This is a genomic window from Rhizobacter sp. P2_G4, from assembly GCF_056403575.1.
Map to the genome: position 1 here is coordinate 381,875 of NZ_JBFUFG010000001.1, position 13,457 is coordinate 395,331.

10 protein-coding genes are annotated in these 13,457 nt (G+C 66.7%); 4 read left to right on the forward strand and 6 right to left on the reverse strand.

Features of this window, described 5'->3' with window-relative positions:
- Window positions 1-5: 5 nt before the first annotated feature.
- The 3 genes from urtC to urtA all read right to left on the reverse strand — a co-directional run bounded on the left by urtC (window position 6) and on the right by urtA (window position 3,539).
- Window positions 6-1,190, reverse strand: coding sequence for an urea ABC transporter permease subunit UrtC (urtC, locus tag AC1DYS_RS01935; RefSeq protein WP_477895511.1), 1,185 nt, complete (start codon window positions 1,188-1,190; stop codon window positions 6-8).
- Between the two features lie 25 nt (window positions 1,191-1,215).
- Entirely contained in the window at window positions 1,216-2,130 is a 915-nt protein-coding gene (urtB, locus tag AC1DYS_RS01940) for an urea ABC transporter permease subunit UrtB (RefSeq protein WP_477895513.1), read from the reverse strand.
- Window positions 2,131-2,273: 143 nt separating this feature from the next.
- Window positions 2,274-3,539, reverse strand: a complete 1,266-nt coding sequence (gene urtA, locus AC1DYS_RS01945; RefSeq protein ID WP_477895515.1) for an urea ABC transporter substrate-binding protein — start codon at window positions 3,537-3,539, stop codon at window positions 2,274-2,276.
- A gap of 257 nt (window positions 3,540-3,796) precedes the next feature.
- Here urtA and AC1DYS_RS01950 point away from each other — a divergent pair, with 257 nt between their 5' ends.
- Both AC1DYS_RS01950 and AC1DYS_RS01955 read left to right on the forward strand, forming a co-directional pair.
- Window positions 3,797-7,198, forward strand: a complete 3,402-nt coding sequence (locus tag AC1DYS_RS01950; protein WP_477895517.1) for a hybrid sensor histidine kinase/response regulator — start codon at window positions 3,797-3,799, stop codon at window positions 7,196-7,198.
- The gene (locus tag AC1DYS_RS01955; RefSeq protein ID WP_477895519.1) at window positions 7,195-8,085 is read left to right on the forward strand and encodes a response regulator; all 891 of its coding nucleotides are present in this window, start codon (window positions 7,195-7,197) and stop codon (window positions 8,083-8,085) included. Before AC1DYS_RS01950 ends, AC1DYS_RS01955 begins: the two co-directional genes overlap by 4 nt.
- A gap of 25 nt (window positions 8,086-8,110) precedes the next feature.
- Here the strand turns inward: AC1DYS_RS01955 and AC1DYS_RS01960 are convergent, their stop codons facing one another.
- Together AC1DYS_RS01960 and AC1DYS_RS01965 are read right to left on the reverse strand one after the other, a co-directional pair.
- The gene (locus AC1DYS_RS01960; RefSeq protein ID WP_477895521.1) at window positions 8,111-10,390 is read right to left on the reverse strand and encodes a xanthine dehydrogenase family protein molybdopterin-binding subunit; all 2,280 of its coding nucleotides are present in this window, start codon (window positions 10,388-10,390) and stop codon (window positions 8,111-8,113) included.
- Window positions 10,387-10,884 (reverse strand): (2Fe-2S)-binding protein, encoded by a 498-nt coding sequence (locus AC1DYS_RS01965; RefSeq protein ID WP_477895523.1) that lies wholly within the window; start codon window positions 10,882-10,884, stop codon window positions 10,387-10,389. The genes AC1DYS_RS01960 and AC1DYS_RS01965 overlap by 4 nt, the downstream gene beginning before the upstream one ends.
- Window positions 10,885-11,045: 161 nt before the next feature.
- Here AC1DYS_RS01965 and AC1DYS_RS01970 point away from each other — a divergent pair, with 161 nt between their 5' ends.
- On the forward strand, window positions 11,046-12,095 hold the full coding sequence (locus AC1DYS_RS01970) for a porin (protein ID WP_477895525.1): 1,050 nt from the start codon (window positions 11,046-11,048) through the stop codon (window positions 12,093-12,095).
- Window positions 12,096-12,291: 196 nt separating this feature from the next.
- Entirely contained in the window at window positions 12,292-12,939 is a 648-nt protein-coding gene (locus AC1DYS_RS01975; protein WP_477895527.1) for a hypothetical protein, read from the forward strand.
- A gap of 1 nt (window position 12,940) precedes the next feature.
- On the opposite strand, the gene AC1DYS_RS01980 is transcribed toward AC1DYS_RS01975, so the two are convergent.
- On the reverse strand, window positions 12,941-13,456 hold the full coding sequence (locus tag AC1DYS_RS01980; protein ID WP_477895529.1) for an ureidoglycolate lyase: 516 nt from the start codon (window positions 13,454-13,456) through the stop codon (window positions 12,941-12,943).
- Between the last annotated feature and the right edge of the window lies 1 nt (window position 13,457).

The following is a 13,457-nucleotide window of genomic DNA, read 5'->3' on the forward strand; positions in this document are numbered from 1 at the left end:
GGGCCTCAGGCTTTCTGGCCGCTCACACCGGGCGGCAGCGTGGCCGGTGGTGCGGGTGGGTCGCTGCGCTTGGCAGGTGGCGTGGCTTCGGCCAGTGCTACCGGCTTGCGCTGCAGGCGCTTCAACACCCAGGGCTTGATCTTGTCGACGTATAAGCCTGCCAGGCCCTCGGGGAAGGCAAGCACCACGCCGAGGAACATGGCGGCCATGAGGAACAGCCACAGGTCGGGGAAGCTCTCGGAGAAGTAGGTCTTGCCGAAGTTGACGAGCAGCGTGCCGTACACCGCGCCGACCAGCGACATGCGCCCGCCCACCGCCGCGAAGATCACCATCTCGATACTGGGAACGATGCCCACCAGCGACGGTGACATGAAGCCCACCTGCAGCGTGAACAACGCGCCGCCGATGGCCGACAGCATGGCCGCGAGGCAGAAGGCGAAGACGCGGAACATCGACACGTCGTAGCCCGAGAAGCGCACGCGGTCTTCCTTGTCGCGCATGGCCAGCAGCAGCGTGCCGAGCTTGCTGCGCTGGATCCACAGGCAGGCCGCAATGGCGCCGAGCAGCAAGGCAACGTTGACGAAGTAGAGGATGTACTTGGCGCTGTCGGTGCGGGTGTCCCACCCGAGCAGAGTCTTCAGGTCGGTCATGCCGTTCACGCCGCCGGTGTAGCCCTGCTGGCCGATGATCAGCACCGTGAGGATCAGCGCGACCGCCTGCGTGATGATCGCGAAGTACACGCCGCCGACGCGGCGCTTGAACATCGCGAAGCCGATGATGAAGGCGAGCAGCGTGGGCACCGCAAGGATCAGCAGCAGCGTGAGCGGGAAGCTCTTGAACGGCGTCCACCAGAGCGGCAGCGCGGTGAGCTGGTTCCAGTCCATAAAGTCAGGGATGCCCGGCGTCGACTGGATTTTTGTGGTGATGGGGTCGCTGGCCTCGAGCTTCAAAAACATCGCCATGCCGTAGCCACCGAGCCCGAAGAACACGCCCTGGCCCAGGCTCAGCACGCCGCCGTAGCCCCACAGCATCACCAGGCCCAGCGCGACGAAGGCGTAGCTGAGGTACTTGCCGACGAGGTTGAGCCGGAAGAGATCGAGCGCGAGGGGAAACACGATGACGAGCAACACGGCGAGCAGCAGCACGCTGCCCGTCCCTGTCCTGTCCATCCACTGCTTGAGGCCGTTCATTGACTGCGATCTCCGGAAATGAAATTCAACGCCGCACCTTGGAAGCGAACAAGCCCTGCGGCCGCATCATCAGAATGAGCACGATGGCCGAGAGCGTGAGCACCTTCGCCATGGAGCCGGTGATGAAGAACTCGGCGATCGACTGCGTCTGCGCGATGCCGAAGGCCGAGACCACTGTGCCGAAGAGGCTGGCTGCGCCGCCGAAGGTGACCACAAGGAAGGCGTCGACGATGTACAGCGAGCCACTGGTCGGGCCGGTGGAGCCGATGGTGGTGAACGCTGCACCCGCCACGCCGGCGATGCCGCAGCCGATGGCGAAGGTGAGGCGGTCGGTCTTCTTGGTGTTGATGCCGGTGGCGTTGGCCATCACGCGGTTGGCGACCGTGGCGCGAACCCGCAGGCCCCAGCGCGACTTGTAGAGCGCAATCAGCACGCCGCCGGTGACCACCAAGGTGAGCGCCATCACGAAGAGGCCGTTGATCGGAATGTCGAGGCCTGGCGCCGGCGCCCACGATCCCATCAGCCAGTCGGGCAGCGTGGGGCTCACTTCCTTGGCGCCGAAGGTCGAGCGGAAGATCTGCTGCATGCCGAGCGAGAGGCCCCAGGTGGCGAGCAGCGTGTCGAGCGGGCGCTTGTAGAGGTGGCGGATGAAGGCCCACTCGACACCCCAGCCGACGATGAAGGCCAGCACGAAGGCCGCGATGATCGCAAACGGGAAGTACACCGCCACCAGGTTGGGCGCGTAGGCCTCGGCGAGGTGCGAGAAGAAATAGATCGTGTAGGCGCCGATGGTCATGAACTCGCCATGCGCCATGTTGATGACGCCCATCTGCCCGAAGATGATGGCGAGCCCCAGGCCCATCAGCAGCAGCACCGAGAACAGGCTGAGGCCGGCGAAGCCTTGCATCAGGCTGATGTTCAATATTTCCGAGAAGGTCATGGGCTCACCTTGGACCAGAAGTCGATGCGTGTCGTGGCGGTTCCGCGGAACGCGAACCCATCGCGCGAACACCGTGGATCCGGCTTTGCCGGTCCACTGGTGTTGCCCCCTTGAGGGGGCGGCCGCAGGCCGTAGGGGGTGGGTTATTGGTATCCCTTCGGGAACGGGTTCGGCTCGATCAGTGCAGACGACTCGGCGACCACCTTGAACTGCCCATCCGTGCCGGCTTCGCCGATGCGTGCCTTGCTCCACAGGTGGTGGTTCTCGTGCAGCTTCACGTAGCCTTCGGGCGCGGTCTTGAGCTCGATGCCGGTGGAGGCCACGGCGATCTTGTCGACGTCGAAGCTGCCGGCCTTCTCGACGGTGGCCTTCCACAACCACGGGCCAAGGTAGCCGGCCTGCGTCACGTCGCCGATCACGGCGTCCTTGCCGTACTTGGCCTTGAAGGCGCTGACGAAGGCCTTGTTGTTGGCGTTGTCCAGCGACTGGAAGTACTTCATCGATGCGTAGAAGCCGTTCATGTTCTCGCCGCCGATGCCCAGCACCTCGTCTTCGGTCACCGAGATGGTCAGCAGGAACTGCGTCTTCGCGGTCACGCCCGCCGCCTTTAGCTGCTTGTAGAACGCGACGTTGGATCCGCCCACCACCGCGATGAAGATGCAATCGGGCTTGGCGACCTTGATCTTGTTGATCAGCGAGTTGAAGTTGGTGTGGCCCAGCGGGTAGTACTCCTCGCCCACGACCTTGCTGCCTGCCGGTAGATGACCCTCGATGTGCTTGCGGCCGATCTTCATCGAGGTGCGTGGCCAGATGTAGTCGGAGCCGACCAGGAAAAAGGTTTTCGCCTTCTTCTCCTTCGAGGCCCAGTCGAGGCCGTAGAGGATCTGCTGCGTGGCTTCCTGCCCCGTGTAGATCACGTTCTTGCTCTGCTCCAGGCCTTCGTAGAAGGTCGGGTAATAGAGCATGCCGTTCTCTTTCTCGAAGATCGGCAGCACCGCCTTGCGCGAGGCACTGGTCCAGCAACCGAAGACGCAGGCCACGCGGTCGTTGACGAGCAGCTTCTTGCTCTTCTCGGCAAAGGTCGGCCAGTCGGAGGCGCCGTCTTCCTTGATGACCTTGATCTTGCGGCCGAGCACGCCGCCCATCGCGTTGATCTGGTCGATGGCGAGTTGCTCGGCCTGGATCGAACCCGTCTCCGAGATCGCCATCGTGCCGGTGGCCGAGTGCAGCTGGCCCACCGTCACTTCGGTGTCGGTGATGGCGAGCTTGGTGGTGTTCACCTTGGCGGTGGGAAAGGCTTGCGCCAGTGCCAGGCCGCTCAGGCCCATGAGCGGCAGTGCGGCGGCGCCTTGCAGCAGGCGACGGCGTTGTTGGTCAGGGGATGAAGGATCGTGCGGGTCGTGCGACATGGGGCTTCTCCGAGCAGGTTGTGGGCGGTGTGGTGAACCGGCCGGCACCAAACACGTGCCACAGCTTTTGTGCATTCACCATGGCCTCAAAGGTAGGAGAAGGCGTGCGCAGACCGAATACGTCAATCAACGTAGCTTCGATATGCATGTGTGCGCCGACACTCGTGCGGCGCCGTCATTCCCGTCTTCACGGTGAATGCAGAAGGGCGGAGCACATTTCTTGCAAGCACCCACGGGCCTGATGCCCGGAGGGTGACGTGTCTGTGGCCACACAAAAAATCTTTCGCATCCGTCGCGACTACAACACCTGGGTCGCGAACGAGACCCTGGAAGACTATGCGCTGCGCTACACGCCGCGCACCTTTCGCAAGTGGAGCGAGTTCCGCGTCGCCAACACGGCCTTCGGCGCCACCTCGTTCCTGGCGCTTGAGGCCATCGGCGGCTCCATCGCGCTGAGCTACGGCTTCTCGAACGCGATCTGGGCGATCCTGGTGGTGGGCCTCATCACCTTCCTCACCGGCCTGCCGATCAGTTATTACGCCGCCAAGTACGGCGTCGACATGGATCTGCTCACGCGCGGCGCGGGCTTCGGCTATCTGGGCTCCACGCTCACCTCGCTGATCTACGCAAGCTTCACCTTCATCTTCTTCGCGCTCGAGGCAGCCATCCTCGCGCTGGCCTTGCAGATGTACTTCGGCTGGCCGCTGCCACTGTGCTACCTGCTGTCGTCGCTGGGCATCGTGCCGTTGGTGATGTACGGCATCACGGTGATCTCGCGACTGCAGTTGTGGACGCAACCGCTGTGGATCGTGCTGCTCGTCATGCCCTATCTCTTCGTGCTGGTGAAGAACCCGCAGGTGTTCGGCGACTTCACCGGCCTGGTGGGCCGCACCTCGGGCAGCAACGGCTTCAGCTGGCTGATGTTCGGCACCGCGGCCACTGTGGCGTTTTCGCTGGTGGTGCAGATCGGCGAGCAAGTCGACTACCTGCGCTTCCTGCCCGAGAAGACCGCTGCCAACAAGCGCCGTTGGTGGACGGCAGTGCTCGTCGCCGGGCCGGGCTGGGTGGTGCCGGGCATGGTGAAGATGCTGGGCGGAGCGTTCCTGGCCTTCCTCGCACTGCAGCACCAGATCCCGACCGACAAGGCGATGGAGCCGACGCAGATGTACCTGGCCGCCTACGGCTACGTGTTCGACAACCCGGCGTGGATCCTCGCCATCACCACGCTCTTCATCGTGGTGTCGCAGGTCAAGATCAACCTCACCAATGCGTACGCCGGCTCGCTCGCGTGGAGCAACTTCTTCGCGCGGCTCACGCACAGCCACCCGGGCCGCGTAGTGTGGCTGGTGTTCAACGTGCTGATCGCCGTGCTGCTGATGACACTCGGCGTGTTCGAGGCGCTGGAGCGCGTGCTCGGGCTGTACAGCAACGTCGCCATTGCGTGGGTCGGTGCGCTGGTGGCCGACCTCGTGATCAACAAGCCGCTGGGCCTGAGCCCGAAGCACATCGAGTTCAAGCGCGCGCATCTGTACGACATCAACCCCGTAGGCCTGGGAGCGATGCTCACCGCCGCCGTGCTGGCCATCGTGGCCTACGCCGGTGTGCTCGGCCCGGTGGCGGAGGCTTTTGCGCCCTTCATCGCGCTCATCACCGCGATGGTGTTGTCGCCGCTGCTCGCCTGGGCCACCGGTGGGCGCTACTACCTGGCACGGCGCAGCCCCGAGCGCTGGGCGCCGGGGCAGAGCGTGATGTGCTCGGTGTGCGACAACGCCTTCGAGTCCGAAGACATGGCGCACTGCCCCGCCTACGACGCGCCGATCTGCTCGCTGTGCTGCACGCTCGAGTCACGCTGCCACGACCGCTGCAAGACCAACTCGCGCGCGGCCGAGCAGGTGAGCGCGGTGCTGGTCACCGTGCTGCCGGCAAGCCTCTCGTCGCGGGTGAACTTCCGCGTGGCGCACTACCTGGTGGTGGCCGCTTCGCTGATCGGCCTGCTCGGCGTGATCCTTGGCGTGGTGTACGACCAGCAAGGCGTGCTGCGCGCAGCCGACCAGCTCATCCTGAAAGCACCGTTCCTCAAGGTGTTCGCGCTGCTCTCGCTGGTGGGTGCGGTGGGCGCGTGGTGGGTGGTGCTGGGCAGCGAGAGCCGCCACATGGCGCAAGACGAATCGAACCGCCAGAACCAGCTGCTCACGCGCGAGATCGAGGCCCACCAGCGCACCGACGCTGCGCTGCAGGCCGCGAAAGACGTGGCCGAAGCGGCCAACCAGGCCAAGACGCGCTACGTGGCCGGCATGACGCACGAGCTGCGCACACCTCTCAACAGCATCCTCGGCTATGCGCAGATCTTGATGAAGGACGAGCAGGTGCAGGGCACGCGCCGCGCGTCGGTCGCCACCATCCACCGCAGCGGCGAACACCTGCACGGCCTGATCGACGGCTTGCTCGACCTGGCGCGCATCGAGGCCGGCCGCCTGCGGCTCGACCCAGCGCCGCTGCCGGTGCACGAGTTCCTCGACGACCTGGTTCGCATGGTCGCGCCGCAGGCCGAAGCCAAGGGCCTGGTGTTCCGGCTCGAAACCAGCGGCCGTGTGCCCGACTACGTGAACGCCGACGCCAAGCGCCTGCGCCAGATCGTCATCAACCTGCTCAGCAACGCGGTGCGCTTCACGGACAGCGGCACGGTGACACTGCGGCTGGACCACCGGCGGGAGGTGGCACGCATCGAAGTCATCGACACCGGCATCGGCATTGCCGAGCAAGACCAGGAGCGCATCTTCCTGCCTTTCGAACGCGGCAGCGCGGGGCGCCGCACGGGCGACGCGGGAACCGGCCTCGGCCTCACCATCACCCACCTGCTCACGCAGCTGATGGGCGGCGAGCTCACGGTGAAGAGCACGCCCGGCGTGGGCAGCACCTTCACGGCGCGGCTCTACCTGCGCGAGGTGGCCGCGCCGAGCCGGGCGCGCATCACGCACCGCCCAGTCACCGGCTACCTGGGAGCACGCCGCACGCTGCTGGTGGTCGACGACCAGCCCACGCAGCGGCAGATGCTGGTCGGCATGCTGGTGCCACTGGGTTTCCAGATTCGCGAAGCGGCCAGCGGCCGCGAATGCCTGGAGAGCGTGCTGGAGGCGTGCCCCGACGCCGTGCTGCTCGACGTGTCGATGGACGACATGGACGGCTGGCAGACCGCGAAGGAGATCCGCGCCGCGGGCTTTCGCGACGTGCCGATCATCATGGTCTCGGCCAACGCCTTCGAGAACCAACCCGGCAAGCTGGCCGAGGCCGGTTGCCAGGGCTTCGTCGACAAGCCGGTGATCGAGTCGGAGCTGCTGGCAGCGCTGCAACGCGAGCTGCAGATCGAGTGGCTGGCCGAGCTGGCGTTGCCCTCGTGGGCAGCCTCCAGCGCGCAGTACATCAATCGGCCACCGACGCCGAACCTGCCGGCCGAAGTGACCGGCGAGCTGATCCGCCTGACGCGCATCGGCCACCTGCAGGGCCTGCGGCAAGCGCTCGATGCGGCCGCCCTGGGGCACCCGCGTTGCGAGGCGCAGGTCGCGCGCTTGCGCGCGCTGCTCGACCGCTTCGATCTGGAAGGGTTGCTCGAACAGCTGGTGCAGGGCCTGCGCAACCCGACACCGTCGGAGGCGGCATGAAAGAAGCGCGCCCCGCCACCGTGGTGCTCGTCGTTGACGACGCGCCGCAGTCGCTCGGCCACCTGTGCCAGGCGCTGGAGGACGACGGCTACACCGTGCTGGTGGCGCGCGACGGCGAGTCGGCGCTCGCGCGGCTGGACCTCGTCACGCCCGATGCCATCCTGCTCGACGCGCTGATGCCAGGGCTGTCGGGCTTCGAGGTGTGCCGACGCATCAAGCAGGAGCCGGCGCTCGCGCACGTGCCCATCATCTTCATGACGGGCCTGTCGGAGACGGCGCACATCGTCGAAGGGTTCGAAAGCGGCGGCGTGGACTACGTCGTCAAGCCGGTTCGTGCGCAAGAGGTGCTGGTGCGCCTGGCGACGCACGTGCGCAATGCGCGTGCGGTGCGCTTGGCGCGCGAGGCGATCGACGTGGGCGGCCATGGCGTGCTGGTGATCGACGCGCAGTTGCGTGTGGCGTGGCGATCGCCGCAGGCCGCGACGTGGCTGCGTGAGCTCTTCCCTGCATGCGCCGAGGGCTTGCCGTCGGACTGGTTGAAGTGGCTGTCGGCGAGTGAGTCACCACAACACACCACGATCGGCGCCAACGGTCAGGCGCTGGTGCTGCGCAACCTCGGGCCGGTCGGCCTGGGCGAGCAGATGCTGCTCTTGCAGCGCCGCGCGGAGCCGAGTGCAGCGGCCCACCGCCTGAGCACAGCCTCGCTCACGCCGCGTGAGGCCGAGGTGCTGTCGTGGGTGGCCAAGGGCAAGACCAACCGCGACGTCGGCGACATCCTCGGCATGAGCCCGCGCACGGTCAACAAACACCTGGAGCACGTGTTCGAGAAGCTCGGGGTGGAGACGCGCGCGGCGGCGGCGGCGTTGGCGAGTCGGGAGATGGGGTGAGGTTGCAGCGCTTGCACAAAACCGATCACACCAACGGCAAGCCCCTCACCCGCTTCCCCGTCAAAACAAACAAAGCGTTCGCCACCGCCGGTGCCACAGGCGGCGTCCCAGGCTCGCCCACGCCGCCAGGTGGATTCGTGCTGGCGATCAGATGCGTCTCGATGACACGCGGCGCATCCGCCAGCTTCAGCACCGGATGGTTGGGAAAGTTGGTCTGCTGCACCACACCGCCCACGATGTCGATGCGCCCATGGAGCGCCGCGCTCAGACCGAAGATCACGGCACTTTCCATCTGCTGCGCCACGATCCCCGGGTTGACGACGATGCCAACGTCGGCCGCGCACACCACGCGGTGAACCACCGGCCGCCCCTCGGCGAGTGACACCTCGACCACCTCGGCCACGATGCTGCCGAAGCTCTCGTGCAGCGCCACGCCGCGCGCACGGCCTGCCGGCAAGGGCTTGCCCCAGCCGGCCTTGTCCGCGGCGAGCTTCAGCACCGCCGCATGGCGTGGCATGTCGGTCAGCAGCGACAGGCGGAATGCGACCGGGTCCTTCTGGGTCTCGAACGCCAACTCGTCGATGAAGCATTCTGAGAAAAACGCGTTGTGTGAATGGCCCACCGAGCGCCAGAAGCCCACCGGCACGCCGCTGCGTGTGGCGACGTGGGCAATTCGCTGGTTGGCGATGCCGTAGGGCAGGTCGAACAGGCCTTCGCTCGCGGTCTTGTCGGGCAGGTCGATGGGGCCGGAGAGGGCCGGCAGGCCGCGCTCCATCCAGCGTGGCGTGACCGCATCGCCCGCGCTGGTGATGGCGAGGCTGGTGATCGCGCCTTGCGCATCGATGCTCGCCTGCATCACCGCCGCACCTGCAGGGCGGTAGAAGTCGTGCGTGATGTCTTCTTCGCGCGACCACAGCAGCTGCACCGGGCGGCCGTTGGTTTCGAGAGCGATGCGCACGGCCTGACCGATGAAGTCGATGTCGAGCCTACGGCCGAAGCCGCCGCCGAGGTAGGTGACGTGCAGGGTCACAGCGTCTTCGCTGACGCCCGCGATGCGCGCCGCCAAGGCGAGCGCCATGCCGGGCAACTGGGTCGGCGCCCAGACCTCCACCTTGCCGTCTTTCACCTGCGCGGTGCAGTTGATGGGTTCCATCGCGGCATGCGCGAGATACGGCGCGTGGTACACGGCTTCGATGCGCCGCGCTGCCGCGGCACTTGCAGCTTGCACATCGCCTGCCGCGTAGAACGGGAAGCCGCCTTGCGTGGACGCGGCGTGTCGCGCCGTGGCTTCGAGCCCGGCGGCGATCTGCCTGGAGTCGAGCGTGCCGGCCGGCGGTGCTCGCCATTCGATGTCGAGCGCGTGCGCGCCCTGCTTGGCGTGCCAGCTGCTGCGGCCGACCACGGCCACACCGGCGGTCGAGCCGGCGTAGGGGCCGAGGCGCACCACGCGCTCCACGCCGGGCAGCTTCATCGCGGCGTCGCTGTCGACACGGCCGGGGCTGCCGCCCAGCATCGGGCAGTGGCGCATGGCGGCGTACAGCATGCCGGGCAGGCGCACGTCGATGCCGAAGCCAGCGCTGCCATTGGTCTTGGCGACCAGGTCGATGCGCGGCAATGGTTTGCCGATGAGCTTCCAGTCCTTGGCTTCCTTCACGGCGACCGAACTCGCCGGCGTCACCGCCGCCGCTTTCGCAAACTCGCCGTAGTGCCCTGTCGGCCCCGACGGGTGGCTGATGACGCCGTCGGCCACCACCAACTCGGCCAGCGGCAGCCTCCATTGCAGCGAGGCGGCACCGAGCAGTTGCGCGCGCGCGGTGGCGCCTGCCAGACGCAGCACGTCCCACGCATCGGCGACGCTGGACGAGCCGCCGGTCATGTTGATGCCCAGTTCGCGCGCGGCCTTGGCGACGATCCAGCGGCCGGCCTTCACGCCCTGAGTCTCGCGGCCCGGCTCCATGTCGGCCGGGTGGAGCGGCAGCGCGGCCACGAAGCCGGCCACGTTGCCGTAGAGCGTGTCGCGCCCGGCTTCGATCAGGCGCACCTTGGCGAGCGACACGTCGAGCTCTTCGGCCACCAGCATCGCGAGCGCGGTGTGCACGCCCTGGCCCATCTCGCTGCGGTGCATCGCGAGCAGCACCTTGCCGTCCGCAGTGATCTTGATCCAGCCGTTAAGGCCGACTTCGCCTGTGGCCACGGGCAAGGTGTCGGCACCGCCCTGGCGGCCGCGCGGCGGCAACAGCCCCCAGCCCACCACCAACGCACCGGCGGCACCGGCGCCCAGCAAGAGCATGCTGCGTCGCTTCATGCGGGCGATCCGGCGCGTGGCGAACCGGTCTCACCGCGCAGTGTCTTGGCCGCGGTCTTGATCGCTTCGCGAATGCGCGGGTAGGTGCCGCAGCGGCAGATGTTGGTGATGGCGGCGTCGATGGCGGCGTCCGATGGATCGCGGTTCCTGGCGAGCAGGTCGGCCGCAGCCATCAGCATGCCGCTCTGGCAGTAGCCGCACTGCGGCACCTGGTGGGCGACCCACGCCTTCTGCAAGGCATGCGGCTGATCGGCCGTGCCCAGTGCTTCGATGGTGCGCACCGGCTTGCCGGCGGCCGAGGCCAGTGGCGTCACGCACGAGCGCACGGCCTGCCCGTCCAGGTGCACCGTGCATGCGCCGCAAGCGGCCACGCCGCACCCAAACTTGGTGCCGGTGAGGTTCAGTACATCTCGGAGGACCCACAGCAAGGGCATGCTCGGGTCGACGTCGGCATCGGCGACGGTGCGGGTCTGGCCATTGACACTGAGGTCCATGGGCGGTGTCTCCAGAAAGCGGCCCCCATTCTGCGGCAAGCCCGGGGCGGGTCGGGCGGCCACAATGCAAGCGATTGAAGCAGCCGCAGGTATGGCACTTGCATACAAGTTGCCCGAGCCAGTTTCATCCCAAAACATCACAACCGTTGGAGTGCCTCTTCATGATCCGTCGCCCCCTCAAGTCCGTCGCGTTGGCCGCGGCCACGCTGTGCCTGTCGGCCCCCGCGTTCGCGCAGTCGTCCGCCAGCCTCTACGGCCTGATCGACATGTCGGCCGGCCAGTTTCAGGACGCCGGTGCCGCCAAAATCAACAAGGCCCAGAGCGGCAACATGGCCACGAGCTACATCGGCTTCCGCGGCACCGAAGAACTCGGCGGCACGCTGAAGGCCAAGTTCGCGATCGAATCCTTCCTGCGCTCGGACACTGGCGAGTCCGGCCGCTTCGGTGGCGACGTGTTCTGGGCGCGCGCCGCCTGGGTGGGCCTGTCGGGCGACTTCGGCACCACCACGCTGGGCCGCACCACCAACCAGTTCTTCGTCTCGACGCTCGTCTTCAATGCCTTCACCGATTCCTTCGGCTACTCGCCGTCGATCCGCCAGGTGTTGACCCCCAGCTCGGTGCACCCCGAGATGCTGGCCTGGCTGGGTGACACCGGCTGGAGCAACTCGATCCTCTACCAGAGCCCGGTGATGGGCGGCCTGTCCATCAACCTGCAAGGCGCGCTGGGTGAAGGCACGCAGAAGGGCCGCAACGTCGGTGCCAACGCGCTGTACTTCAACGGCCCGTTCGCCGCCACGGTGGCATACCAGAAGGTGCAGCAAGGCATCAGCGGCTTCACGCCGGCCATCCAGTCCCTCGGCTTCGACAACCAGACCTCGGCGCAGGTGGGTGCGTCGTGGGACTTCAAGGTCGTCAAGCTGATGGGGCAGTACAGCGTGGTGAAGACGCAGGCCACGACCGACACCAAGAGCAAGATCTATGGCATCGGCGCCACTGCTCCAATCGGGGCGGGCAAGCTGCTGGCGCAATACGGCAACGCAACGAACGACGCCGCCGGCACCCGGCCGGAGATCGTCAACAAGACGCTGACCGTGGGCTACGACTACTTCCTCTCCAAGCGCACCGACATCTACGCGCTGGTGATGAACGACAAGCTCACCGGCCTGTCGAACGGCAACACAATCGCCCTCGGCCTCAAGCACAACTTCTGAGCAGGCCTCCGCTTGCATGAAACGGCACCTTCGGGTGCCGTTTTTCATTTGTGCTGCTTCACGTGGGAAGAACGAGGTGCTGGCAGCGGCCGCGCGTGTCGGGGGATATCCCTCCCTCGCGCAATGCGTTGGAAGAAATCGCCCGGCCGTTCGTATACCTTGCGCCAACCTGTCAGCAACCTATCCGGGAGAACCCATGAACCGAAGAATCCGCCTGTCGCTCGCCCTGTCGCTGGTCGCCCTTGCCGCTGCGGCCTGCAGCAACATGCAGCCGAAGAACCCGATGAGCTTCTTCGTCACCAGCACCGGCAACGGCCGCGGTGCCGACTTCGGGGGCCTCGCGGGCGCCGACAAGTACTGTCAATCGCTCGCCGAGACGGCAGATGCGGGCCAGCGCACCTGGCACGCCTACCTGAGCACCAGCGCGACAACGGGGGCCGCGGCCGTCAACGCACGCGAGCGGATCGGCAACGGCCCCTGGCAAAACGCCAAGGGCGACGTGATCGCCACCAGCGTGGCTGACCTGCACGCGGCCAACAAGATCACCAAGCAGACGGCGCTCACAGAGAAGGGCGCCATCATCAATGGCCGCGGCGACACCCCCAACCAGCACGACGTGTTGACTGGCTCCACGCCCGACGGCATGGCCACCGAGCAGACCTGCAGCAACTGGACCACCAGCGGCGACGGAGCGGCCATCGTCGGCCACCACGACCGCACCGGCCTCGACGAATCGGCGCCGGCCAAGTCGTGGAACTCGTCGCACCCGACGCGCGGCTGCGGGCAGGAGGCGCTCGTCAAGACCGGCGGGGCCGGGTTGCTCTACTGCTTTGCAGTGAACTGAGTCAGCCTTCGACCCAGAAGGTGCCCGCGGGCAATGCCACCTCGTCGCAGTTGGCAATGTGTTCGGGCCCGCCGCGGTCGATCACCACGAAATCACACACTGCGTCCAGCGCGAGCAGTGGGTGGTGCCAGGCGCCAGGCGCGTAGTTCACGCCCTGGCCGGGCGCTGCCGCAAAGCAGCGGATCGACGCCAGATCCGGCGCATCGCCGGCGCCGCCGCTCACGACGACGAGATAGGGCTGAGGCGACATCGGCAGGAAGGCCTGGCTGCCCAACGGGTGGCGCTCGAGCAGCAAGAGCACGAACGGCAGGCCGCGCGGCTTCGCCCGAAAAATGCTCAGACGCGGGTAACCCCCTTCGCGGCTCACGTCGATGCGCGCCAGGTCGTCATAGCGCTCGGCGTACCCCTGATTGATCGTGAAGTGCTTCGAGGCCGACACATCGATTACCTCGCCGAACGGGCGAAACGCCTCGGCCGTCAGGGGTTCGATCGCAATCACGCGCCGTGTCGTTGCCATG

Bases quoted from the DNA above. Each gene is read 5' to 3' on its own strand.
- urtC (WP_477895511.1), bottom strand. From the start codon at position 1,190: ATGAACGGCCTCAAGCAGTGGATGGACAGGACAGGGACGGGCAGCGTG.
- urtB (WP_477895513.1), bottom strand. From the start codon at position 2,130: ATGACCTTCTCGGAAATATTGAACATCAGCCTGATGCAAGGCTTCGCC.
- urtA (WP_477895515.1), bottom strand. From the start codon at position 3,539: ATGTCGCACGACCCGCACGATCCTTCATCCCCTGACCAACAACGCCGT.
- AC1DYS_RS01955 (WP_477895519.1), top strand. From the start codon at position 7,195: ATGAAAGAAGCGCGCCCCGCCACCGTGGTGCTCGTCGTTGACGACGCG.
- AC1DYS_RS01960 (WP_477895521.1), bottom strand. From the start codon at position 10,390: ATGAAGCGACGCAGCATGCTCTTGCTGGGCGCCGGTGCCGCCGGTGCG.
- AC1DYS_RS01965 (WP_477895523.1), bottom strand. From the start codon at position 10,884: ATGGACCTCAGTGTCAATGGCCAGACCCGCACCGTCGCCGATGCCGAC.
- AC1DYS_RS01970 (WP_477895525.1), top strand. From the start codon at position 11,046: ATGATCCGTCGCCCCCTCAAGTCCGTCGCGTTGGCCGCGGCCACGCTG.
- AC1DYS_RS01975 (WP_477895527.1), top strand. From the start codon at position 12,292: ATGAACCGAAGAATCCGCCTGTCGCTCGCCCTGTCGCTGGTCGCCCTT.
- AC1DYS_RS01980 (WP_477895529.1), bottom strand. From the start codon at position 13,456: ATGGCAACGACACGGCGCGTGATTGCGATCGAACCCCTGACGGCCGAG.